This is a genomic window from Aeromonas sp. FDAARGOS 1414 (genome assembly GCF_019047065.1).
GTDB lineage: Bacteria > Pseudomonadota > Gammaproteobacteria > Enterobacterales > Aeromonadaceae > Aeromonas > Aeromonas veronii_A.
The window spans coordinates 2,890,977-2,913,603 of the sequence record NZ_CP077210.1 but is presented as its reverse complement, the minus strand read 5'-3'; the positions used below and the strand labels follow the sequence as shown (position 1 = coordinate 2,913,603).

Sequence of the window (22,627 nt, the reverse complement as noted above, 5' to 3'; positions counted from 1 at the left end):
TTAATTTAATTGTGAAATTAAGTCACTCTGGAGGGGTTATGAAGCCTTGGATCATAGTGCTGTTTGGGCTGCTCAGCCTGCCAGCCATGGCGGGTCAGGTGATCGTCAACAAGGGGATGTCCGTTGCGGATACCTTTGCCCTGCGTGACCAGCTGGCGCGCGAACACGAATGGCAGGAGTGGCTGCGCTACCAGCAGGCCATCAAGTGGCTGGAGGTGTTGCCGGTCAACTGCGAGCTGATGAGCCAGCCGGGCGGCGGCTATCGCTGTGGCGGTGATTACTATCGTCCCTACCAGAAAGATGGCCGTGAAATATACATTCAGGGCAATCCTGCCGAAGAGGCGGCCGGTCTGCTGCCGCAAACACCGACAAAAAAGGCGCCATAAGGCGCCTTTTTTACAAACCGAGTGATGCTTACTTGGCAGCGTAACGCTCGGCAGAGGTTTTGATCTCGGCTTCGGCAGCGGCCTTGTCGCCCCAACCTTCCACCTTGACCCATTTGCCCGCTTCCAGCTCTTTGTAGCGCTCGAAGAAGTGCTGGATCTGGGCTTTCAGCAGTTCCGGCAGATCGTTCACATCCTGGATGTGGTCGTACTGCTTGGTCAGCTTGGAGTGCGGCACGGCAACGATCTTGGCATCTTCGCCAGATTCGTCGGTCATCTTCAGCACGCCAACCGGGCGGCAGCGAATGACGGAGCCGGCCAGCAGCGGGTAGGGGGTCGGAACCAGTACGTCGACGGGGTCACCATCCAGAGAGAGGGTCGCGTTCACGTAGCCGTAGTTGCACGGATAGAACATCGGGGTAGACATGAAGCGATCAACGAAAATAGCACCGCTGTCCTTGTCGACTTCGTATTTGATCGGGTCGGCATTCTGCGGGATTTCGATGATGACATAGATATCGTCGGGCAGGCTCTTGCCAGCCGGTACCAGGTTCAGGCTCATGATAATTCCTTCGTTGTTAGTATCAGGTTTGCAGGCCGATATTATAGCGATGTGATGTTAAATGACCATATTTCAGCGGTTATCGTTAACAAAGAAGGGGGATGTTTCCGCTTTGCGGCACTTTGATGTGTGCGGGATGCAACAACTTTGCGGCACTTTGATGTGTGCGGGATGCAACAAAACGGCTGTTTTGATGCTCTGCCGGTGAGCAAGGTCACCGGCAGAGCATGTGGAGTTGCGAGTAAAGAGGGTCAGAGCGAGTAGGGGAGTCTCGACTCGTTGACCAGTCGCGACAGGGCTGTCACTACATGAGGGTCAAACTGGGTACCGGAGCGGGACTGGATATACTCCATGGTCTGCGTCAGCGTCCAGGGCTCCTTGTAGGGGCGCTTGCTGAGCAGGGCATCGAACACATCGACTACCGCCACAATCCGCGCCGACAGCGGGATCTGCTGGCCAGCCAGCTGCTGCGGGTAGCCCTTGCCATCGAAGTGCTCATGGTGGCCCCGGGCGATCTCTGCCCCCAGCGAGAGGTAGCTGGTTCCCTCCACCATTTCGCCCGCCTTGTGCAGGATATTGGCGCCGATACCGGCGTGCTGCTCCATGATGGCCCGCTCTTCCGGGTCGAAACGGCCGGGCTTGTGCAGGATATGGTCCGGGGTGCCCACCTTGCCCACATCGTGCAGGATGGAAGCCATACCGATCATTTCGACAAACTCCGGAGTCAGTTGCTCCGGGTAGACCGCCATCTGCTTCAATTCGGCCACGATGGCATCCGAGAGCTTCTGCACCCGCAAGACATGCTCGCCGGTATCGGAATCACGAAACTCCGCCAGCGCCGCCAGCGCCACCACGGTGGCCTCCTGGGCACGAAGCAGCTGGTTGTAGAGATAGAGATTGTCGTAGGCCGCCGAGATGCGCTGGCAGAAGACATCCAGCAGGTCGCACTCGAGAGGATCCAGAGGCTGGGTCGGGGTGAAGCTCAACACGAACTCGCGGCCATTCTGGGCTGCAATATAGAGAGAGTCCTGCGGGTGTTCAAAGCGGTTGCAGCGCTCGTTTAACGCCTTCATGACCGACTCTTTCAGGGCAGAAAATTCATCAAGGCTCTTCTCCTCCAGCAGCGCCTCGTAGTCTCCGGTTGCCGCCAGGATCTCAAGCCCATGTTCGCCTGGACGGCGTTCGGCACAGATGGCCCCTTCGGTGCCCACATCGAGAATGGCGCTGATCTGTTTGAGCACGCCGGAAGCAAACTCCTTGAGTGAATGGAGATGGTAGAGATCGCCCGCGCCCTCCAGAATTTTGCCGAGTCCCTGTCGGCTCTTGTCGATGGCGCTGAGGGTTTCGTAGGAGCGAAGGGAGGCGATGACGGTGGTGAAGAGTTTTTGTACCGTCAACTCGGTCTTGGTCTTGTAGTCGTTGATGTCGTAATCGAGGATCACCCTTTGTTCCGGTGCCTGACCGGGTTGGCCGGTACGCAGCACGATCCGCACCAGCGAGTTGCGCATCTCGTTGCGGATCCGGTGCACCAGCCGCAAACCGGCATCTTCGGTCTCCATCACCACATCCAGCAGGATCAGGGCAATCCTGGGATTGGCCTCCAGCATGGTGGCGGCTTCTGCACCACTATAGGCGTTGAGCAGCTCGAGCGGGCGAGATTTGTATTGAATATTGGAGAGGGCAAGCCGGGTGGCGTGATGAATATCCGGCTCATCATCCACGATCAGCACTTGCCAGGGATTGAGTGCCTTGGGGACCACGACCTCTTCATCATCGAGTTCGATGATGTCGTCATCCAGCCAGATATCGTCCTTGTCTTGGGCACTGCTCATATCGGTTACGCCTCCGGCGCTCAATGAGTATGTGAAGAGTATGCACGATCACCTCTGTCAGGATCATCAGGATAAGCAGATATCGTGAGCTGGCACCGCCTCTTTCATCTTTACTCGAAAGGCTCAAGATAACTCTGGATCGATTTTTTCAACCAGGCCAATACTTTGCCGTGATAGGCATTTTCTGCCAGATAGACGCCATAGTCTCGCCACTGCAGGCTGAACTTGTGCTTCAGGGTCAGCAGGGTGCCTTGTCGCAGCTGGCTCTGGATCAGTGGCGAGGGGAGCACCGCCCAGCCCAGTCCGTCCAGCACCGCATTGCGCATCAACTCGAAGCTGGAGAGACCTATATGCTGGCCTCCCACAGGTAGCAGGCTTTTTACCGAAAATTCATCTACATACGAGAGGGTGACCTGGGTGTGATCGGTCAGATCCTGCTGTTTGACCCGCTTCAGTCCGGCCAGCGGATGGCTGGGGGCCACCACCATCAGGGTGCGGATCGGGTTGAGCACGTCGATATTGAGGCCGCTGCGCTCCTGATCTTCTGTGATAAGGCCAAAAGCGGCATCGACGAACCCCTCTTCCACCAGCGCTGGCAGTTCAGGCGGAGAGGCGAGCACCAGCGAGATACTGGTGCCGGGAAACTGGCTGTGCAAGGCGGCCAGCATCTCGCGCCACACTTGCTCGGGGATGGCGTCATCGCGGGCAACCCGCAGCGCCACTTCGGCCCCCGAGGCGTAATGTTTGCACTTCTGCTGCAAGCTGTTGGCTGCCTGCAGCAGGCGAGTGCAATCATCCAGCACCAGCTCGCCGATCTCGGTCAGGCGACTCTGATTGGCACCTCGTTCAAAAAGTTCGACGCCAAGCTCAACTTCCAGCGCCGCGATGGAGGTGCTGACGGCGCTGCGGCTTTTGCCGAGGCGACGGGCAGTGTTGGCAATAGAGCCACTATTGGCGGACTCTACAAAGAGTTCTATCTGATATAGCTTCATGTTTTACAGGCTATGGCGGAGTTTTTCACCATCACCTTAGCGTGTCGAACCAAGGCAAGGCAAACCTGTGGCGTCGGAATAATCGACGCTGAGCGATTGTCGCGAGTTGCTTCTCCCCGTTTACCATCTCTCCCGTCGAAGCAACAAAGGCATCTTATATGTTATTAAGTCGTATGTTTCTGGCCCGGCTGTTTTTGACCGGCGCCATCGTGACCGAGGTCGCCGGTACCTCCAGCATGGCCATGATCCCCGAGCAGGGAGCTGGCTGGATGAACTACATCCCGATGTGGCTGTTGATCGGTTTCTCGTACTGGTTGCTGGCGAAAGCCGCCAAAACAATCTCCATTGGTATTGCGTTTGCGCTTTGGGAGGGGCTCGGGATCACCTTGATCACCATAGTGTCGGTCATGTTCCTTGGTTACGATGTGACCGTTCAGGAGCTGATTGGCCTGGCTCTCGCGATAGTGGGGATTGTTATGGTGACCATGGGGGAGACCCATGATGAGCCCGCAGACAAGTCAGTAGAAGCGGAGGCCACAGCATGAGTCCGTTTGTGATTGTACTGGGTGCCGCACTGATCGATATCGGCGCCAACATGGCCATCAACCGCTCCAAGGGTTTTCGTTACAAGGGGTGGGGATTCCTCGGGATCATGCTGGTACTCGGCGCCTTTACCCTGCTCTCGGAAGCGGTAAGTGGCGGCCAGATTGACCTGGCTGTTGCCTACGCCACCTGGGGGGCTATCGGCATCGTCGGTACGGCGCTTGGCGGTTTGCTCTTCTTCGGTGAGCGGCTCAAGCCCATCGGCTGGGCTGGCATGATGGTGATGGCGCTGGCTGTCGTTATGCTGACTACCGCCTGATAACCTGAAGCAATAAGAAAAGCCGCCCGGTTTCGCCGGGCGGCTTTTTGTTTGGCCGACTGTTTGACCGACTCAGGCTCAGCACGGCGCTTCGTAGAGTTCCAGCGGCAGGCCGTCGGGGTCGGCGAAGAAGGTAAAGCGCTTGCCGGTCAGCTCGTCTACCCGGACCGGCTCTACCTCGACCCGATGGGCCAGCAGATGGGCGATAACCCGGTCAAGATCGCTGACCCGAAAGGCGAGATGGCGCAGGCCGCACGCCTCGGGGCGGGAGGGGCGCTCGGGAGGCGCGGGGAAGCTGAACAGCTCCAGCTGGCTGCCGTCCGGCAGGGCCAGATCCAGTTTCCACGACTGGCGTGCTTCGCGCAGGGTCTCGGCGATAATGGGTAGCCCCAGCACCTCGTGGTAGAAGTGGCGCGAGCGAGCGTAATCGCTGGCGATGATGGCAACGTGGTGGATGGCCTCAAACAGCGGCTGGTGCATGGTGACTCCTTGTAAGCGGGATGGCGAGACGGGCAGCCCGGGCTACCCGTCTCCCTCGGTCAGTTGAAGAATCCACCGAACCAGTCGTCCAGTGCGCTGCGTGGCGTACCCGGGCTGCTGCAGCTGGTCGGTGAGCCCATGGTCGATACCTTGGCCGGCACCTGCAGGCTGCCCGGGCAGTCGCTGGTGACGCGGGTGCCGCTGGCGCGGGAGAAGTTAGCCCAGGTGACCCCTTCCGGCATCTTCAATCCCAGACTGTTGACGCCGCGCTGGCTCATGTAGCCGCTAAAGAGCTGCAGGGCTCCGCTGGCACCGGTCAAACCTGCCGGGGTGTTGTCGTCGCGACCGACCCAGATACTGACCAGTTCGTTGTTGTCCATCCCGGCAAACCAGGAGTCGCGCAGCTCGTTGGTGGTGCCTGTCTTGGCTGCCATGGTGGCGCCGGGGAACTTGGCACTGAGCGCGCGTGCCGTGCCCTGACTCACTGTCTTGGTCATGGCGAACAGGGTCAGCCAGCTCGCTTGCTGGTCGGTGACCCGCTTGGCGGTCTGATCATGCTGATAGAGCAGGCTGCCATCTCCGTTCACCACGGCGCGAATGGCCGACAGCGGCTGGGTCAGCCCCTGATTGGCGATGGGCAGATACATCTGGTTCACCTCCAGCGGGGAGAGGGCCACCGCCCCCAGCACCAGCGACGGGTAGGGCTTGATTTCCTGCTGGACTCCCAGCTTGTGCAGGGTATCGACCACTTTTTCCAGCCCGACTTGCAGACCGAGATTGACGGTCGGCACGTTGAGGGAGCTGGCCAGCGCATCCATCAGCGGCACGCTCTGGCGGAACTTGCGATCGTAGTTTTGCGGCGTCCAGACCTGACCATCCTGACCGCGAATGCGGATCGGCTGATCTTTGAGCGGGGTCGCGAGCGTCAGACCGTTGGAGAGACCGGTGAGGTAGACCGCCGGTTTCACCAGCGAGCCGATCTGGCGGCGGGCATCCAGCGCCCGGTTGAACCCTGCGTAGCGGGGATCGCGGCCACTCACCAGCGCGACGACTTCGCCCTTATGCCAGTCGGAGACCACCATGGCCGCCTCCAGCTTCTTCTTGCCGCGCAGCTTTTCGATATCGGCGAGGCCCGATTCGACCGCCCGCTCGGCCGCGTGCTGGGCGATGGGGTCGAGACTGGTGAAGATCTTGAGGCCGGACTGCTTGAGCAGATCGGCGCCGAAGCGGCTCTGGATCTCTCGCTTGAGCAGTCCCATAAAGGCCGGGGTGCGGCCATAACTCATCTGGCCACGGGCGATGATGCCGAGGGGTTGGCGGCTGGCCAGTTCATACTCGGCCTGGGTCAGGCTGCCGTGATCCATCAGCAGCTTCAGCACCAGATCACGGCGGGTCTTGGCCCGATCCGGGAAGCGCCATGGGTCGTAATAGGAGGGGCCTTTCACCAGACCGACCAGCAGGGCGACCTGATCGATATCCAGCTCGTTGACCGGAATGCCGAAGTAGAAGTAGGAGGCGAGGCCGAAACCATAGACCCCTTGCGAGAAGTTTTGCCCCAGATAGACCTCGTTGAGGTAGGACTCCAGGATCTCGTCCTTGCTATAGCGATAGTCGATCAGCACCGCCATATAGGCTTCCTGCAGCTTTCGCCACAGGCTGCGTTCACGGGTCAGGAAGAAGTTTTTGGCCAGCTGCTGGGTCAGGGTACTGCCCCCCTGCACGGTGCGACCCGCGATCAGGTTGGCGAACATGGCGCGCATGATGGCCACTGGCGAGACGCCGCCATGCTGGTAGAAGTCGCGATCTTCGGTGGTGAGCAGGGTCACCAGCAGGCTGTCGGGCACTTCGGCGATACGCACCAGCAGGCGATCTTCCCGATCTTCGGTATTGAGGCGATCGAGCAGCACCGGGTCCATCTGGGCGTAACCGAGCTGGCGCTGGTTCTCCAGCGACTGGATCCCCTCAAGGCGCGGGCCGTTGAAGGTGAGGCGCAGGCCGCGGGCTCCATCGGCGCCATCATAGAACTCGAACGGGCGGCGAATCAGCTCGATGCGGTTGCCGTTGATGGTGTATTCACCCGGCGTGTGAGGCTGGCGCACCTGCTTGTAGCTCAGCATGTTGAGCTCGCGCAGCATCTGGTCTCGCGACAGGCGCTGGCTGGGGTAGAGCTCCAGCGGGCGGCTGTAGACCATCACCGGCAACTGCCACTTCTCGCCATCGAAGCGCTCGCGCACCTTGGTATCGAGGTAGATGCCAAACACCACCATAAAGGCCGCCACCACCAGAGATAGCTTGAAGCCAAGCCAGAACAGCTTGCGCCAGATGGTGCGTTTGGGCGCTGCCTTCTTGGGGGCTCGCTTGCGTCGTTGGGTTGCCATAAATCCTCTTTGCTTTCTTTTCTACTTGTTATGTCGCATTCGCGAACGTCCGATCGGGCCTGGCCAATCGAACCTAGATACCCATCTTCTTCTTGGTGACCCTGGTCGGCATCGCCTCCAGCGGATTATCCGGCCAGTAGTGGCGGGGATAGCGTCCCTTCATCTCTTTTTTCACCTGTTCGTAGGATCCAGCCCAGAAAGCAGCCAGATCGGCAGTGATCTGCAGCGGTCGCTGGGCAGGGGAGAGCAGCTCCACTACCAGCGGCACCCGGCCATCGGCCACGCAGGGGGTCGAGCCTTGCCCGAACATCTCCTGAATCCGCACCGGGATCACCGGTGCCTGCCCTGGCTGATAGCGGATCCGCACCCGGCTGCCGGTGGGCGCTGCAAAGTAACTCGGCAGCGCCTCGTCCAGCCGTTTGGGCAACGGCCAGGGCAGGGATTGGCGCAGGATGTCGCTCATATTGAGCCTCTTCAGCTGCTCCAGCCGGGTCATACCGCTCACCGCTGGCAGCAGCCACTGTTCTAGGTCGGCCAGCAGGCTGTCGTCATCCATGGCTGGCCACTCCTCATCGGGCAGCCACTCACGGGCGCAGCGCAGACGGGCCAGCAGCCCTTCGCTGCTCTCGTCCCACGGCAGCACGTGCAGCCCCTTGCGGCGGATGCCCTGCAGCAGGCAGCGCCCTTTCTGCTCGTCAGAGAGTTCGGTCAGCGGTCGCTGGCTCAGCACCAGCTCGCCGATCACCTGCTGGCGCTCGGCGCGCACCCGCTCTTCCCGCTCATCCCAGTCGAACCACTGCCGTTCGCTCACCAGCTCCGGCAGCAGGCGTACCAGCTCGTCCAGATCGACCGGTTCGGCGATAAAGATGCGGCTGCCGCGATCGTTCTGCCCCATCTCGATGGCGATCAGCGCCCCTTGTCCCTGACAGGGATGACCTTCTACCAGATCGCAGCTCACCCCACCACTGAGTTGATAGCGACTGCCGCTACGCAGTTTGCCGATGCGATCCGGCCAGGCGAGGGCGCAGAGTAGCCCCAGCCACTGACCCTGCGCACTGGCAGGGCGCACGCCAAGCCGTTCAAACCAGCGAGCCGCCCCCTGACGCAGGGCACTTTGACGGCGGTGGAACAGCACAAAGAGGCGCTCCGATCCTCGCAGATCTTCTTCCTGCAACGCCACCAGATAAGCGGCATCGGCGACAATCCCTGTCAGACCCTCGGACTCCAGCTCGCGGGCGCGCAGCAGCATGCGAGCGAGGCGAGGGTGGGTACCGAAGGCCGCCATGGCGCGGCCAGCGGGAGTGAGTTGTTGCTCACCCTCCGGCTTCATGGCGCCAAGGGCCACCAGCAGCCGCTGGGCGCTGGCCACCGCAGCGGCGGGGGGCATGTCCAGCAGCGGCAGATCTTCCACCTTTGCTCCCCACTGGGCGGCGTCCAGCAGCAGGCCGGTCAGCTCCTGAGTGAGGATATCTGGCGGGCTCTGCTCGGCGAGTCGCTCCTGCACCTCGCTGCTCCAGAGCCGGTAGCAGACGCCGGGGCCGAGACGACCGGCGCGACCGGCCCGCTGGGTGGCGGAGGATTTGGCTATCTGGCGAGTCTCCAGTCGGGTGACACCGCTTTTCAGATCATAGGAGGCCCGTCGTTCCAGCCCGCTATCGATCACCACCGAAATCCCTTCGATGGTGAGGGAGGTCTCCGCCACATTGGTGGTGAGCACCAGCTTACGGCGGCCGGCAGGCGCCGGTTCGATGGCTGCCTGCTGCGCCGCCATGTCGAGGCGGCCGTAGAGGGGGGCGAGGGTCACGTCGTCCGGCAGTTTGTCTGCCAACCATTGCGCCAGTCGCTCGATCTCCCCCTGTCCCGGCAGAAAGACCAGCAGGCTGCCATCTTGCTCGGCCAGCGCTTCGATTACCACGGCGCCGACCTGCGGCTCCAGCCACTGCTGGCGATTGGCGGGGCGGTAGTGGTAGTCGATGGGAAAACCGCGCCCCTCGGAGCGAACTACAGGGGCATCCGGTAACAGACGCTCAAGCGCCATGCCATCCAGGGTTGCGGACATCACCAGTAGCTTGAGGTCATCGCGTAATCCCTGCTGGCTCTCGATGGCGAAGGCCAATGCGGTATCGGCGTGCAGGCTGCGTTCGTGGAACTCATCGAAGATGACCAGCGAGACGCCATTCAGCTCAAGGTCTTGCTGCAACATCCGGGTCAGCACGCCTTCGGTGACGATCTCTAGCCGGGTCGCTGAGCTGGTGCGGCTCTCGCCACGCACTCGCAGGCCGATGCGCTCGCCCACCTTCTCCCCCAGCTGGCGCGCCAGAAAAGTGGCGATATTGCGCGCCGCAAGGCGCCTTGGTTCCAGCATGATGATGCGGCCGGGCAGCCGGTTCTGACGCACCAGCTCCAGCGGCAGCAGGGTCGATTTGCCCGCGCCGGGGGGCGCCTGCAGGATCACACTGGTGTGGCTGTCGAGGGCGGCAAAGAGTTCGGGTAATACCGAAACGATGGGGAGCTGGGACAAAGCGATGAGCACCTTCTGTGGCAACCGGTAAAACGGCGCCTATTCTGCCACAGCCACCCGCACCACCGTGAGTGGATGTGCGGAGATGGTCACTCGGGTGGGAGGGTGGCGAGACATGGCCGGATGGCTGCCATAGAATGGGCCCATCCAATGAGCGTGAAAAAGGCATTATCACCACATGGCCAAACTCTTCTTTGCCCTGCCCGTCAAAGAGCTCGCCCCCGAGCTCATCGCCTGGCGCGATCAGCTGCCCTGGCCCGGTCAGCCGGTGCCGCAAGCCAACCTCCACCTGACCCTGGCTTTTCTGGGTGAGGCGGACGAGTTGACCACCCGCCGCCTGATCGCCGCCGTAGAGCGTCAGCACTGTCCGCCGCTCTCCATCAGGCTGGATGAGACCGGCTGGTTCAGCCGGGCCAAGGCCGCCTGGATTGGCCCGAAAGAGTGGCCCAACGAGCTGAACGTGCTGGCTAGGGCGCTGCGCCGCCACGGCGAGAAGTTGCGTCTTGGCAATGGCGAGCAGGGTTATCGCCCCCATGTCACCCTGTCGCGCAAGGCGGTCGAGGCCCCTGCCACCCTGCCTGCCCCAAATTTTCTGCTGCAGGCTGACGAGTTCTGCCTCTATCAATCCATCTCGACCCCGGACGGGGTGCGCTACGAGCCGCTTGCCTGCTGGCCGCTGCGCGCCCGGGTAAAAGAAGACGCGCGGAGGGCTAACCCGTGATCTTTGATCCCCCCCTGCAATCGGGCCAGCTGGTGGCCCGCTACAAGCGCTTTCTGACCGATGTGCAACTCGATAACGGCGAGGTCATCACTATCCACTGCGCCAATACCGGTGCCATGACCGGTTGTGCCGATCCGGGCACCCGGGTCTGGTACTCCACCTCCGATAACCCCAAGCGCAAGCTGCCCAACAGCTGGGAGATCGCCGAAAGCCCGGCGGGCCACTTTATCTGCGTCAACACGGCACGCGCCAACCTGATTGCCCGGGAGCTGATCGAGCAGGAGGCCATCGCTCCGCTGGCGGGTTACAGCCGGTTGCGCACCGAGGTGAAGTATGGCGAAGAGAACAGTCGCATCGATCTGTTGCTGGAAGATGACGAGAAGGGCAATTGTTACATCGAGGTAAAATCGGTCACCCTGCTCGACGAACGTGAAGATCCGGGTATGGGCTACTTCCCCGATGCGGTCACCGCCCGTGGTGCCAAGCATTTGCGCGAGTTGATGGCGATGAAAGCGGCGGGCCACAGGGCCGTGCTGCTCTTTATGGTGTTGCACTCCGGAATAAGCCGGATGCGCCCTGCAACCCATATAGATCCGCACTATAGTCTGCTAATTGAGCAGGCAATCGCGGCGGGGGTTGAAATTTTATGCTATCGGCCCCATGTTGGGGTGCAAGGCATGGTGGCTCAAGGGTTTATCCCGTTTGAATCTGGTCACCTGTTACCCGAGGGGAGTGCATAAATATTGGAGTGGGTAACATTATTGGTACGGCTCGTTTGCTTACCCGTTACCCTTCTGCTATAGATGTCGCCCTCAATTTATGGATGGCACGGGTAGCGTGCTGAATTAGGAGACAGGGCATGCCAACAGGCGAAAACAGGAAATCTCTGGGCCCCCTGGCCATTGCGGGTGTCGCGCCTTACCAGGAAAAGCCGGGTGAGGAGTACATGAATGACCAACAAAAGGCGCATTTTCGCAAGATCCTGGGTGCCTGGCGCAACCAACTGATGCAGGAAGTTGATCGTACCGTCGACCATATGAAAGACGAGGCTGCCAACTTCCCGGATCCCGTGGATCGTGCCGCGCAAGAAGAAGAGTTCGCTCTTGAACTGCGTACCCGCGACCGTGAACGCAAGCTGATCAAGAAGATCGAGAAGACCTTGCAGCTGCTTGAAGACGATGATTTCGGTTACTGCGAACACTGCGGTATCGAGATCGGTATCCGTCGTCTGGAAGCCCGTCCGACTGCCGACCTCTGTGTCGATTGCAAGACGCTGGCCGAGATCAAGGAAAAACAGATGGCCGGTTGATCCCGACCCTCTGGTATATGAAAAAGGGAGCTCGCGGGCTCCCTTTTTTATTGAGCTTTTGGCGGTCGCGCCCCAGAATGCAGCCTCAATGAATCGCTTACCCGAATAGTCATGCCAGTGAATTTCCCGTCCTCACCCCTTGTGCGCCCCTATGTCGGCCGCTTTGCCCCCTCACCCTCAGGCCCGCTTCATTTCGGTTCGCTGATCGCCGCCCTCGGCAGCTTTCTGCAGGCCAGAGCGCAGCAGGGACGCTGGTTGGTTCGCATCGAAGATATCGATCCGCCGCGGGAAATGGCGGGGGCAGCGCACCTGATCCTCAAAACCCTTGAGGCATATGGCCTCGAGTGGGATGGGGAGGTGATGTTCCAGAGCGCGCGCCATAGTCGTTATGACGAGATCATCGACCAGCTCTATCGGGCGGGGGATCTCTACTGGTGCCGCTGCACCCGGCGAGAAATCATGGCCGCGGGCGGTCTCTACAGCGGCCACTGCCGCACCCTCGGGCTTGCGGCCGAAGGTTGCGCCGCCCGGCTGCGCCAGCACCATCCGGTCTACCACTTCGACGATCGCTTGCAGGGCCATATCGCGGTCCCGGCGGCGCTTGCCGAGGAGGATTTTATTATCCGTCGCCGCGACGGGCTTTACGCCTACAACCTGGCAGTGGTGGTGGATGATATGGACAGCGGCATCACCGAGATAGTGCGCGGTGCCGATCTGCTGGAGCCCACGGTGCGCCAGATTGCCCTCTACCAGACCTTGGGGGCGCCGGTGCCCGACTGGGTGCACCTGCCGCTGGCGGTACTGGCCGATGGCAACAAGCTCTCCAAGCAGAACCATGCGCCTGCTCTGGCGCTCGATGAGGTGCGACCCGCCCTGTGGCAGGCGCTGCACTTCCTCGGCCAGTGCCCGCCGCCCGAGCTGATGGCAAGCCGGATCGACGAGATCATCGAATGGGGCATCGCCAACTGGCAGCTAGAACGGGTGCCCGCCAGCGAGAAAATCCCGCTGGACCTTGAGTAAAAAGAGCCGGTTTTCGTGTAATAAGGCGTGAGCTGGGCGCTGATAGACCGCTATTTTCGCTGGCAGACGGTTTCATGCGGGATCAATTGTCGGCACGGTTTTTCATTTGGTTAGGCGTGAGCTATGATAGGCCGCTATTTTTTGGCCTCCCGTCAATCTAGAAGTCATGAAGAGGTGTACCATTTTTTCCCAGATCGCAAACTTTTGCCGCAAGGTGCTCGGCAAGGAAGACGGCGAGCAGTCGGTGGAATCCCCCATTCCAGCCCGTGTCGCCGGTCAACGTCGTACCTTAAGCCGTGATCAGCACCCTATTTCGCGCAAAGAGATCAGCGAGAATGCACTCAAGGTGCTCTATCGCCTGAACAAGGGCGGCTACGAAGCCTACCTGGTCGGCGGCGGAGTCCGGGATCTGCTGCTCGGGAAGACGCCCAAGGATTTCGACATCGCAACCGATGCGACGCCGGAGCAGATCAAGGCGCTGTTCAGCAACTGCCGCCTGATTGGCCGTCGTTTCCGCCTGGCCCACATTGTCTTTGGTCGTGACGTGATCGAAGTGGCCACCTTCCGGGGTCACCACCATCAGGTCAATACCAGCAAACATGTGTCGGCCCAGTCTGATGAAGGCATGCTGCTGCGCGACAACGTCTACGGCACCATCGAAGAGGATGCCGAGCGCCGCGACTTTACCGTCAACGCCCTCTACTACAGCGCCAAAGATTTCACCCTGCACGATTTCGAAGGGGGTCTGGAAGATCTGGCCGAGCGCAAGCTTGAGCTGATCGGCGATCCCGAGACCCGTTATCGTGAAGATCCGGTGCGGATGCTGCGCGCCGTGCGCTTCGCCGCCAAGCTGGATATGACCATCAGCCCGCGTACCGCCGCCCCCATCAAGGCGCTGGCGCCTCTGCTGCAGGATATTCCGGCGGCCCGCCTGTTTGAGGAGACCCTCAAGCTGTTCCTGGCTGGCGACGGTCTGGCAACCTACAAGCTGCTGCGCGAGTATGGTCTGTTCCAGCAGCTCTTCCCGCAAGTGGCTGCGCTGTTTACCCCGCACGGCAACTCGCCCTACGAGCAGTTTATCGAGCAGGCGCTGATCGATACCGACACCCGCGTTCGTGAAGATAAGCGCGTCACCCCCGCCTTCCTCTACGCCACCCTGCTGTGGGGCTGCGTCGAGGCTCGCGGTCGGGTGCTGGAGAACGAGAGCGGTCTGCCCTGGTATGACGCCTTCATGCTGGCGGTCAACGAGGTGCTGGACAATCAGGTGCGGATCATTGCCGTACCTCGCCGTTTCACTACCGATGTCCGCGACATCTGGGCACTCCAACAGCGTCTGACCCGTCGTCAGGGCAAGCACCCCGAGCGCGCCATGGAGCATCCCAAGTTCCGCGCGGCGTTCGACTTCCTGTTGCTGCGCAACCGGGTCGAGCGCGGTCTCGGCGAGCTGGCCAGCTGGTGGGAGCGCTATGTTGCCTCCAATCCGGATGTGCGCCCGCAACTGCAGCGTGAAGCGACCCGTCGCCCTGCCAGCGGTGAGCGCGGTCGGGCCGGCGAAGCCCGTAGCCAAGATGGCGAGAAGCGCAGCAGCAACAGCCGCAACCGCCGCCGCCCGCGCCGTCGTAAACCGAAAACGGCCGAGTGACCACAGACGTGATGACCGAGGTCTTCATCGCCATTGGTTCCAACCTGTCTGATCCGCTGGGTCAGGCTCGTCGCGCCGTTGCCGCCCTGGCAAGGTTGCCGGAATCTGTGCTGGTGCAGGCCTCGTCGTTTTACAGCAGCCGCCCCATGGGGCCTGCTGACCAACCGGACTACGTCAATGCCGTGGCCCGGCTCAACACCCGGCTCGCACCCCTTGCGCTGCTGGATCAATTACAAAAAATCGAGCTGGAACAGGGACGTGTGCGCAAAGATGAGCGGTGGGGACCCAGAACCCTGGATCTCGATCTGTTGCTCTATGGAGATCAGGTGATCAACCATGAGCGCCTGATCGTACCCCACTACGGCATGAAGGAGCGGGAGTTCGTGCTGCTGCCTCTTGCCGAAATTGCGCCTGCTCTGGTGCTGCCCTGCGGCACCCCGCTCGCCCGACTGGTTGCCCGCTGCCCGCACAATGATTTGGCCATCATTGCCCCGCGTGCAGACGTACAGGAGCCTCTATGAGCAAGATCACCACCGCCAGCCTGCTGAAGATGAAGCAGGAAGGTCAAAAGTTCACCGCCATCACCGCCTATGATGCCACCTTTGCCAAGCTGTTCGACGACGAGGGGGCCCACGTGCTGCTTATCGGCGATTCGCTGGGCATGGTGCTGCAAGGGGGTCAGGATACCCTGGCGGTCAACATGGATGAGATGGTCTATCACACCCGCTGTGTGGCGCGCGGTGCCAGCAAGGCACTGGTGGTCGCCGACATGCCGTTCATGAGCTACGCCACCCCCGAGCAGACTTACCAGAACGCTGCCCGCCTGATGGCGGCCGGTGCCCGCATGGTCAAGATGGAAGGGGGCGACTGGCTCTGTGACTCTATCCGTCACCTTACCCGCAACGGGGTGCCTGTGTGTGGTCACCTCGGTCTCACCCCGCAATCCGTTCATGTCTTTGGCGGCTTCAAGGTGCAGGGGCGTGACGAGTTTCAGGCGCAGGAGATCTACCGCCAGGCCCTCGAACTGCAAGCGGCCGGTATCCAGCTGCTGGTGCTCGAGTGTGTGCCCACTGCGCTGGCCGAGCGCATCACCAAGGCGCTTCGCATCCCGGTGATTGGCATTGGTGCCGGCCCCGCGACCGATGGTCAAATTTTGGTGATGCACGATGCCTTTGGCGTCACCTCTGGCTATGTGCCCAAGTTCACCAAGAACTTCCTGGCCGAGACCGGCGATGTGCGTGCCGCCATCCGCCTCTATGTCCAGCAGGTGAGCGAGGGGAGTTTCCCCGGCCCGGAGCACAGCTTCAACTGACCCTGGCAGTTGCATGATGGGGGGGCTGCGGCCCCCGTCTCTGCTTCTCAGCCTCGCACAGTTAACCCGTATAGCTAATCCGTCTCTTATTGATTCATCTAAAGGTGAACTGCTGATAGCCATTTTCGTGCTTCATCCCGCCCGAGTGCTACTGGTAGATGCAACCCGTCTCTCTTTTTGATTTATCGGAAGGTGAACTGCTGATGTTGGTCGTAAATAATCCCGTCGTTCTGCGTGAGCAGATCAGCCAATGGCGCCGTGAAGGGCGTGCCATCGCATTTGTGCCCACCATGGGTAACCTGCATCAGGGCCACCTGACGCTGGTGAAAGAGGCGCACAGCCACGCCGAGAAGGTGGTGGTCAGCATCTTCGTCAACCCGATGCAGTTCGACAAGGCCGAGGATCTTGCCAACTATCCGCGCACCCTGGAGCAGGATTGCGCTGCGCTGGAAGCGGCCGGCGTCGATATGGTGTTCACCCCGACCCCGGAGATCATGTATCCGCAGGGTCTGGCCAGCCAGACCTTCGTCGAGGTGCCGGGCCTCTCCAATCTGCTGGAGGGAGCGCTGCGCCCGGGTCACTTCCGCGGGGTCAGCACAGTCGTTACCAAGCTGTTCAATCTGGTACAGCCGGATGTGGCCTGCTTTGGCCAGAAGGATTACCAGCAGTTGGCGCTTATTCGAAAGATGGTGGCCGACATGGCGATGCCCATCGAGATCGTCGGTGTGCCCACCGTGCGGGCCGAAGACGGGCTGGCGCTCTCTTCGCGCAACGGCTACCTGACAGCTGCCGAGCGGGTCATCGCCCCCGAGCTGGCGCGCACCATGAACTGGATCGCCGAGCAGATTGAAGCGGGTGACCACCACCTGCCCTCCTTGGTGGCGCAGGCCAGCCAGCGTCTCGACAACGCCGGTTTTCGTACCGATGCCATCGACATCGTCGATGCCGCCACCCTCGAATCCGCCACTGACGAGAGCGCGCAGCTGGTGATCCTGATGGCTGCTTATCTTGGCAAGGCCCGCCTTATCGACAATCAAGTGGTCACGCTGCAGCAAGCCTGAGCCCGCCACAACCAGGAGGACTCCATGTCCAAGAAGGTTTACTGCATTGCCCAATTCCTGCCCAAACCCGGTCAGGAGCAGGCCCTGTTTCAGGTGCTGCAGGCGCTCGAGCCCAATACCCTGCGTGAGGATGGTTGCCTGCAATATCGGGTAACCCGCCACATCGCGAGCCCGTTTGCCGAGGGGGAAAGCTTTCCCATCGTATTCAACGAGATTTGGCAAGATATGGCGGCTTTCGAGGCGCACTGCCAGCGCGCGGAGATCAAGGCTTTCTTCGAGCGTTACTGTCTGGCGGAAGATGGTTTGGCCGCCAAGTGGAACGTCTGCGTCTATAGCGACGAACCCGAACAGTACGACGCCCCCGTAAAGAAGTAATTCCCCCGAATGCCAGCGGACGCCCCCTCGGGCGTCCGCTGCTTTTTCACGCCTGCACTCTCCTGCATTCCGGCGTTTTGTTCTGCGGCCCAGCCCGCATTTCCCTTCGTTTCTATCCACTTTCGGCCTGATGGCCGCTACAGGTATTCATGATGTTTGTCCTGATTGCATCGCTTTTTTTCTGTCTGCTCTGTTTTGCTCTCACCCGGTTGCCTACCGGTTTGCCGCTCTCGCGGAAGGTGCTTGCGGGTCTGTTGCTTGGTGCCCTGTTCGGACTGGCGCTGCAACTGGGCTGGGGCGCCGATGATGCCGGCGTTCAGCAGACCCTGGAGTGGGTCAATATCATCGGCGGCGGCTATGTCAGCCTGCTCAAGGTGGTGATGATGCCGCTGGTGTTCACCTCGATCCTCTCCGCCATCAACAAGCTGGAGCAGGCCCAGTCCCTCGGCAAGATCAGCGCCGTGCTGATCGGCTCCATGCTGACCCTGGTGATGATCGCCGGTATGGTGGGGATGACCATCACCCACCTGAGCGGTCTCACCGCAGCCGGGCTGCTGAGCCACGGTAGCGACAGCGTCACCCTGCAACAGAGCATGAGCACCATCGATAGTGCCCAGACCCTGCCTGCCCTGCTGCTCTCGCTGGTGCCCACCAACTTTGCCGCCGATATGGCGGGTAGCCGCGGTCTCTCGGTGATCGGCGTGGTGATCTTCACCGTGTTGGCCGGGGTTGCTCTGCTCCAGCTGAAGGCGGAGCATCCGCAGGCGGGGGCTCGCGCCGCCGTGGCCATCGACACCCTGCAACTGTGGGTGATGAAGATGGTGCGGGTGGTGATTGCGCTCACCCCCTATGGCGTGATGGCACTGATCGCCCGGGTGGTGGCTCACTATCCGCTGAGCGAGATCCTCAGCCTGCTCGGCTTTATTCTGGTCTGCTACGTCGCCATTCTGGCGATGTTTGCGGTGCACATGGTGATCCTGCTGCTGATCGGCCAGAACCCGCTGCACTACCTGCGGGAAGTGTGGGGCGTGCTCACCTTCGCTTTTGTCTCCCGCAGCAGCGCCGCCTCCATTCCCCTCAGCATCGAGACCCAGCAGCGCCTTGGGGTGCCCGCCAGCATCGCCAACTTTGCCGCCTCGTTCGGTGCCAACCTCGGCCAGAACGGCTGTGCCGGCATCTATCCGGCCATGATGGTGGCGATGATTGCCCCCATGCTCGGCATCAACCCGTTTAATCCCCTGTTCCTGCTCACCCTGCTGCCGGTGATTGCACTGGGCTCCATCGGGGTTGCGGGGGTAGGCGGTGGCGGCACCTTCGCCGCGCTGATCGTGCTCTCCACCCTCAACTTCCCCATCGCGCTGGTGGGGGTGATGATCGCCATCGAGCCGCTGGTGGACATGGGCCGTACCGCTCTCAACGTCAACGGCTCCATCATGGCGGCGATGATCACCAAGCGCTTGCTGGGCAAACAGCAGCTGGCCGAGACGCAGGTGTTGGAGCAGCAGGCCGCCAGCTAACCCCAGCGTTACCCAATATGAAAGAAGCCCGCAGTTGCGGGCTTCTTTATGTCGGCCGAGTTGCCTGGCTCGGTTACTCGGCAGAGACGGGGTAACCGGCGCCTTTCCAGGCGAAGATGCCGCCCGGCACCCGATAGACCTGCTGATAGCCCTGAGTCACCGCCCAGGCGGCGGCGTTGTGGCTGCGACCGCACTTGACGAAGCCGCAGTAGATCACCACAGGACGGGACTTGTCTTCACCCAGCAGCGCCTGGAACTGCTCCGGTGTACCGCTTCCCTCGACAATCTCGCTCCAGTTGTCGCCCGCTTTCGCCTCTTTCACGAAGACAAAGTTCTTGGCGCCCGGGATGTGCTCCTTCTTGTAGGAGTCCTCATAGGGCATGGTGTCGATGATCACCAGCTCCTCACCCTTGTCCATCCGGGTCTTCAGCTCGGCCACGGTCAGCAGCTGATAGCCCCCTTGCTGTGTCTCTTGCGCCAGTTGCACCGCCGACTGCTCCAGCTTCACCTCCTGCTCGAACTGGTTGTCGCCACAGCCCGTGAGGGCAAAGCTGGCGGCGATCAGCGAGGCCAGCAGGGTGCGGGATCGCAATGTCATCATGTCACTACTCCTTCAGTACGGGAAAAACGGGGCGGGAAGTTCGCAGCAGGGCGCCCGCAAGCGTCAGTAGCAGCAGATCCCGCACAATGGCCTCCGGCAACGAGCTGAGATCAGCTCTGCCCAGACAGCCGCAAGAGATGTCGAGCCCGATGGCAACGCCATAGCCCAACACCGGAATAAACAGGGCGAGCAGCCCGATCACCAGCCACAATCCCCAGCGCCGGTTGGCGATGACCGCAAGCCCAGCACAGAGCTCAAGGGCGATCAGCCCCCAGGCCACTGGCGGGATCAGCTGCGGCCAGATCAGGCCAAAGGCGCCGATCTGTTCGACAAACAGGGCGGGGGAGACCAGCTTGAACCCGGCGGAGGCGAGGAAGAATCCCCCCAGCGCCAGATTGGCCAGCATGCGCAACAACGCAGGCATGTTCTACCTCTTTATAGAGAGTGGTAAATTCTAACAATTCCCGATTGAGCCGCAATGACTAAACCCATGCTGGACAAGATAAATCTCGATTTTGCGGGGCAGTGACCAGAATGGGGGCGCTAGACCCTGATGGTGGCGGTTGTAGAGGCGGGATGCTGTGGCTGTGTCGATTGCTCCCGGTCGTGCTGGTGGGTCAGCAGTTCGGCAGCCAGCTCGATGGCCCGCTCGAGCAGTAGCAGCAAGCTGTCGACCGTCAGATGATCGAGCCACTCGCGGGCCCAGATCAGGGTCTCTCCCTGCTCGGTCTGATCCAGCAGAAACACCGGCGCGTCGCCAAGGTGGTTGAGCAGGGGCGTGTTGGGCATGGCGTGGCCCGGTAGCAGCAGATAGATCACCAGATGGCCCTCATCCTCTGCCAGCGTCAGCACCAGTTCGTCGTTGATGGCGAGGGTGGTGGCTGTCTGTCCGGCCACCGGAAGCGGAAGTCCAAGTTGTGTGTACAGGGCGGTGATGAGAGCGTGATACATGGCCAAACCTCGGGCAGGGAGAGAGTGACACCCTATGCGGCTGATCGGTGGTTGCTTATCACTTGTCGTCATTTTTTTAGCGTTTTTGGTCGGCGGGGCGGGTGGTTGTGCCGAAATTGTGAGCTGACATACATCTTTTACGGGTCAGTCCGAATCCTAAAAAAGCGGGACCATCGCTGACAGGGTGACAAGGGGGGTCGGCGTACGCTGAGGATCTTCTCTCTCATCAACGCAGGTTTCTTGCCATGAAAATTGCCTCCCCGGATATCGATGTAAGCCGTCATCAGCAGACAAGCTCTGATGCTACACCTCCTGCTACTGATCGCCTTGGCAACGCCAGACTACGGCTGCTGGATGCCGGTAGCCGGGAGTTCGATAGGGGGATCCGCCGTGGTATTGGCCATCGGCAGAGCCCGGAACTCAAGGCGGTCAAGCAGGCAGTGCGGCACTACCAGGCCCAGTCAATGCCTTCATTGGCCGGGTTGGCGAAGATCGAACAGGCGCTGCAGTTCTGGATCGACTCGGGCAAGAACCGCTCCCGTCAGCAGGATCCCGTGTTGCAAAAACTGGTCGATGACATCGCTGTCCGCCGTCAGGCGTTGGCGCAGGGTGGCAAGCCTCCCTCATTTCAGCTGGCGTGGGTCTGCAACGAGCAGGGGAGAGTCAATCAGCCTATCGAGAGTAACCAGCAGATCCGCCAGTGGTGCAGCGAGTTGGCTCGCCTGCAACAGGAGGGGGCCAACGACCTGTTCAAGCGGGAGCTGCAAGGGGGGCTAGACCTGATGTTCGGGGTGAGTGAGGGGATGATGGTGCGACGGCTGGAGCGGGCGCCGACCCGTGAAGAGGTCGCAGCAAGCCACGAGTGGCAGCTGTTTTGCGGGACCTTGCGTCAGGCTCTGCCCGCACTGGGTGAGCTCAAGCCGCAAGCCACTGCCGATGAGAATGGTCGCGATATCCTGTTGACCCACAGTCAGTTGTTGGAGCTCGGCCACCTCAAGGAGGTTCTGGATCTCAGCATTCAGCAGCAGGTGAGCAAGCAGGGGGAGATTGGCCTGCTCAGGACCGAGCTGCTGACCGCGCTTGTGGATGGACTGAATGAGCCCTGGCTTGAGCGCGAGGCGCAGGAGAAGGCGCTCTGGCAGGGAGAGGCCGCATCAGGCAAGCACTATCAGAGTGGTGTACGGGCCGAGCTCAAGAGCCCTCTCTCTGCTACCAGCAAGGAGCTGAAACCGGGTGAACCCGTGAGCCAGAAGGCTTTTGGCGGGCTCGGGCTGGTCAGTGCCAGTGCCGAGCTGGTGAGCAGGCTGGGGCTGTCGGTTGAGGGGAGCTGGACTATCGGCAATCTGCTTAACGCCAAGCTGGCAGGCTCGGCCGAGGTGGTCGCCAATGCCAAGCTGGAGGCCGGTGCTGCGGCTATCATGACCCCCAATGGGCCAGTGGTCAGCGTGACGGCCAACGCCTCGGCCTTTGCTGGTATGAAAGCTGAGGGGAGTGCCCAGCTCAGTCTGCTCAAGAGCCAGTATGCGGATGCCTATAGCCTTTCGGCCAAGGTACGCGCCTCCGCCAATCTGGGGGTCGGTGCATCGGCCGGTGCCACTGCGGCTTTCGGGCCACAGGGAGCAAAGTTTCATACTACCCTTGGCGTGACACTGGGGGTGGGGTCCGATGTCGGTTGGGAGGGCGGAGTCAATGCCATGGCTACCAAGGCTACCAAGGCTTATGCACTGGAGCTGGCCGCTCGTGCGGTAAGCAACTTTGATCAGCGCAAAGGGGAACTGCTAGATGGACTGGCGATGGCGGCAGGGAATGAAAACCGTCTCTTCGAACTGGCCCAGCGGGTCGATAACCGGATTGTCACTCTCGCCACCCAGTTGGAGGAACTGCAGCTGGCGGCCAGCGAGAACCGGATCCGGATGCAGGAGAGCCTGATCGATCCCGATCTCGCGGCTGGTCGCACCGCCATGGCGCAGGCTATCGACGATGCTTTCGGTCAGGAGCGGGTCGATGAGCAGGGGGGGCGTCACGGTTCCCGAGCGGGCTGCCGAGCGTAACGAGAAGCTTGAGCTCACCGCCCGGCTGCTCAAGGATCACGCCATCCGGGTCTAAGT

23 protein-coding genes are annotated in these 22,627 nt (G+C 61.1%); 14 read left to right on the top strand and 9 right to left on the bottom strand.

Annotation, left to right across the window (positions count from 1 at the left end; translation table 11 throughout):
- Positions 1-38 precede the first annotated feature (38 nt).
- Positions 39-386 carry a hypothetical protein gene (locus I6L44_RS12965; protein ID WP_167557563.1) on the top strand — a complete coding sequence of 116 codons (348 nt, stop codon included), beginning with the start codon at positions 39-41 and terminating at the stop codon, positions 384-386.
- A gap of 28 nt (positions 387-414) precedes the next feature.
- Here I6L44_RS12965 and ppa read toward each other — a convergent pair whose 3' ends face one another.
- The 3 genes from ppa to I6L44_RS12950 form a co-directional block, all read right to left on the bottom strand.
- The gene (gene ppa / locus I6L44_RS12960) at positions 415-945 is read right to left on the bottom strand and encodes an inorganic diphosphatase (protein WP_005335667.1); all 531 of its coding nucleotides are present in this window, start codon (positions 943-945) and stop codon (positions 415-417) included.
- A gap of 251 nt (positions 946-1,196) precedes the next feature.
- Entirely contained in the window at positions 1,197-2,777 is a 1,581-nt protein-coding gene (locus I6L44_RS12955) for a DUF3369 domain-containing protein (protein WP_216952039.1), read from the bottom strand.
- Between the two features lie 110 nt (positions 2,778-2,887).
- Positions 2,888-3,769, bottom strand: a complete 882-nt coding sequence (locus tag I6L44_RS12950; RefSeq protein WP_216952038.1) for a LysR family transcriptional regulator — start codon at positions 3,767-3,769, stop codon at positions 2,888-2,890.
- Between the two features lie 158 nt (positions 3,770-3,927).
- Here I6L44_RS12950 and I6L44_RS12945 point away from each other — a divergent pair, with 158 nt between their 5' ends.
- Positions 3,928-4,314 carry a multidrug efflux SMR transporter gene (locus I6L44_RS12945; protein ID WP_005335660.1) on the top strand — a complete coding sequence of 129 codons (387 nt, stop codon included), beginning with the start codon at positions 3,928-3,930 and terminating at the stop codon, positions 4,312-4,314.
- Positions 4,311-4,631: an SMR family transporter gene (locus I6L44_RS12940; protein WP_005335659.1), complete on the top strand. Its 321-nt coding sequence runs from the start codon at positions 4,311-4,313 to the stop codon at positions 4,629-4,631. Before I6L44_RS12945 ends, I6L44_RS12940 begins: the two co-directional genes overlap by 4 nt.
- A 78-nt stretch (positions 4,632-4,709) precedes the next feature.
- On the opposite strand, the gene I6L44_RS12935 is transcribed toward I6L44_RS12940, so the two are convergent.
- The 3 genes from I6L44_RS12935 to hrpB all read right to left on the bottom strand — a co-directional run bounded on the left by I6L44_RS12935 (position 4,710) and on the right by hrpB (position 10,010).
- The gene (locus I6L44_RS12935) at positions 4,710-5,111 is read right to left on the bottom strand and encodes a VOC family protein (RefSeq protein ID WP_216952037.1); all 402 of its coding nucleotides are present in this window, start codon (positions 5,109-5,111) and stop codon (positions 4,710-4,712) included.
- A 59-nt stretch (positions 5,112-5,170) separates the two neighbouring features.
- Entirely contained in the window at positions 5,171-7,489 is a 2,319-nt protein-coding gene (mrcB, locus tag I6L44_RS12930; RefSeq protein ID WP_216952036.1) for a penicillin-binding protein 1B, read from the bottom strand.
- 73 nt (positions 7,490-7,562) lie between these two features.
- Positions 7,563-10,010: an ATP-dependent helicase HrpB gene (gene hrpB, locus I6L44_RS12925; RefSeq protein ID WP_216952035.1), complete on the bottom strand. Its 2,448-nt coding sequence runs from the start codon at positions 10,008-10,010 to the stop codon at positions 7,563-7,565.
- Positions 10,011-10,188: 178 nt separating this feature from the next.
- On the opposite strand from hrpB, the gene thpR reads away from it, so the two are divergent.
- The 10 genes from thpR to I6L44_RS12875 all read left to right on the top strand — a co-directional run bounded on the left by thpR (position 10,189) and on the right by I6L44_RS12875 (position 18,967).
- Positions 10,189-10,731: an RNA 2',3'-cyclic phosphodiesterase gene (thpR, locus tag I6L44_RS12920; RefSeq protein ID WP_216952034.1), complete on the top strand. Its 543-nt coding sequence runs from the start codon at positions 10,189-10,191 to the stop codon at positions 10,729-10,731.
- Positions 10,728-11,471, top strand: coding sequence for a DNA/RNA nuclease SfsA (sfsA, locus tag I6L44_RS12915; RefSeq protein ID WP_216952033.1), 744 nt, complete (start codon positions 10,728-10,730; stop codon positions 11,469-11,471). Before thpR ends, sfsA begins: the two co-directional genes overlap by 4 nt.
- A gap of 119 nt (positions 11,472-11,590) precedes the next feature.
- The gene (gene dksA, locus I6L44_RS12910) at positions 11,591-12,040 is read left to right on the top strand and encodes an RNA polymerase-binding protein DksA (protein ID WP_005335644.1); all 450 of its coding nucleotides are present in this window, start codon (positions 11,591-11,593) and stop codon (positions 12,038-12,040) included.
- Positions 12,041-12,151: 111 nt separating this feature from the next.
- A complete protein-coding gene (gluQRS, locus tag I6L44_RS12905; protein ID WP_118854600.1) occupies positions 12,152-13,060 on the top strand; it encodes a tRNA glutamyl-Q(34) synthetase GluQRS in 909 nt (302 codons plus the stop codon).
- A gap of 166 nt (positions 13,061-13,226) precedes the next feature.
- Positions 13,227-14,702 carry a polynucleotide adenylyltransferase PcnB gene (gene pcnB, locus I6L44_RS12900; protein WP_216952032.1) on the top strand — a complete coding sequence of 492 codons (1,476 nt, stop codon included), beginning with the start codon at positions 13,227-13,229 and terminating at the stop codon, positions 14,700-14,702.
- 11 nt (positions 14,703-14,713) lie between these two features.
- Positions 14,714-15,223, top strand: a complete 510-nt coding sequence (folK, locus tag I6L44_RS12895; protein WP_216954449.1) for a 2-amino-4-hydroxy-6-hydroxymethyldihydropteridine diphosphokinase — start codon at positions 14,714-14,716, stop codon at positions 15,221-15,223.
- Positions 15,220-16,014 (top strand): 3-methyl-2-oxobutanoate hydroxymethyltransferase, encoded by a 795-nt coding sequence (gene panB / locus I6L44_RS12890; protein WP_128815565.1) that lies wholly within the window; start codon positions 15,220-15,222, stop codon positions 16,012-16,014. The genes folK and panB overlap by 4 nt, the downstream gene beginning before the upstream one ends.
- A gap of 203 nt (positions 16,015-16,217) precedes the next feature.
- Positions 16,218-17,075, top strand: a complete 858-nt coding sequence (gene panC, locus I6L44_RS12885; RefSeq protein ID WP_204382609.1) for a pantoate--beta-alanine ligase — start codon at positions 16,218-16,220, stop codon at positions 17,073-17,075.
- Between the two features lie 24 nt (positions 17,076-17,099).
- Complete coding sequence (locus I6L44_RS12880; RefSeq protein WP_005354654.1) at positions 17,100-17,450, top strand: putative quinol monooxygenase; 351 nt, start codon at positions 17,100-17,102, stop codon at positions 17,448-17,450.
- A 152-nt stretch (positions 17,451-17,602) separates the two neighbouring features.
- Positions 17,603-18,967, top strand: coding sequence for a cation:dicarboxylase symporter family transporter (locus I6L44_RS12875; protein ID WP_323912906.1), 1,365 nt, complete (start codon positions 17,603-17,605; stop codon positions 18,965-18,967).
- A gap of 73 nt (positions 18,968-19,040) precedes the next feature.
- Here the strand turns inward: I6L44_RS12875 and I6L44_RS12870 are convergent, their stop codons facing one another.
- The 3 genes from I6L44_RS12870 to I6L44_RS12860 all read right to left on the bottom strand — a co-directional run bounded on the left by I6L44_RS12870 (position 19,041) and on the right by I6L44_RS12860 (position 20,519).
- A complete protein-coding gene (locus I6L44_RS12870; protein ID WP_216952030.1) occupies positions 19,041-19,568 on the bottom strand; it encodes a rhodanese-like domain-containing protein in 528 nt (175 codons plus the stop codon).
- 4 nt (positions 19,569-19,572) lie between these two features.
- Entirely contained in the window at positions 19,573-19,992 is a 420-nt protein-coding gene (locus tag I6L44_RS12865; protein ID WP_216952029.1) for a MauE/DoxX family redox-associated membrane protein, read from the bottom strand.
- A gap of 119 nt (positions 19,993-20,111) precedes the next feature.
- Positions 20,112-20,519, bottom strand: coding sequence for a hypothetical protein (locus I6L44_RS12860; protein WP_216952028.1), 408 nt, complete (start codon positions 20,517-20,519; stop codon positions 20,112-20,114).
- A 245-nt stretch (positions 20,520-20,764) separates the two neighbouring features.
- Between I6L44_RS12860 and I6L44_RS12855 the strand changes: the two genes are divergently transcribed.
- Positions 20,765-22,570, top strand: a complete 1,806-nt coding sequence (locus I6L44_RS12855) for a hypothetical protein (protein ID WP_254204221.1) — start codon at positions 20,765-20,767, stop codon at positions 22,568-22,570.
- Positions 22,571-22,627: the final 57 nt, after the last annotated feature.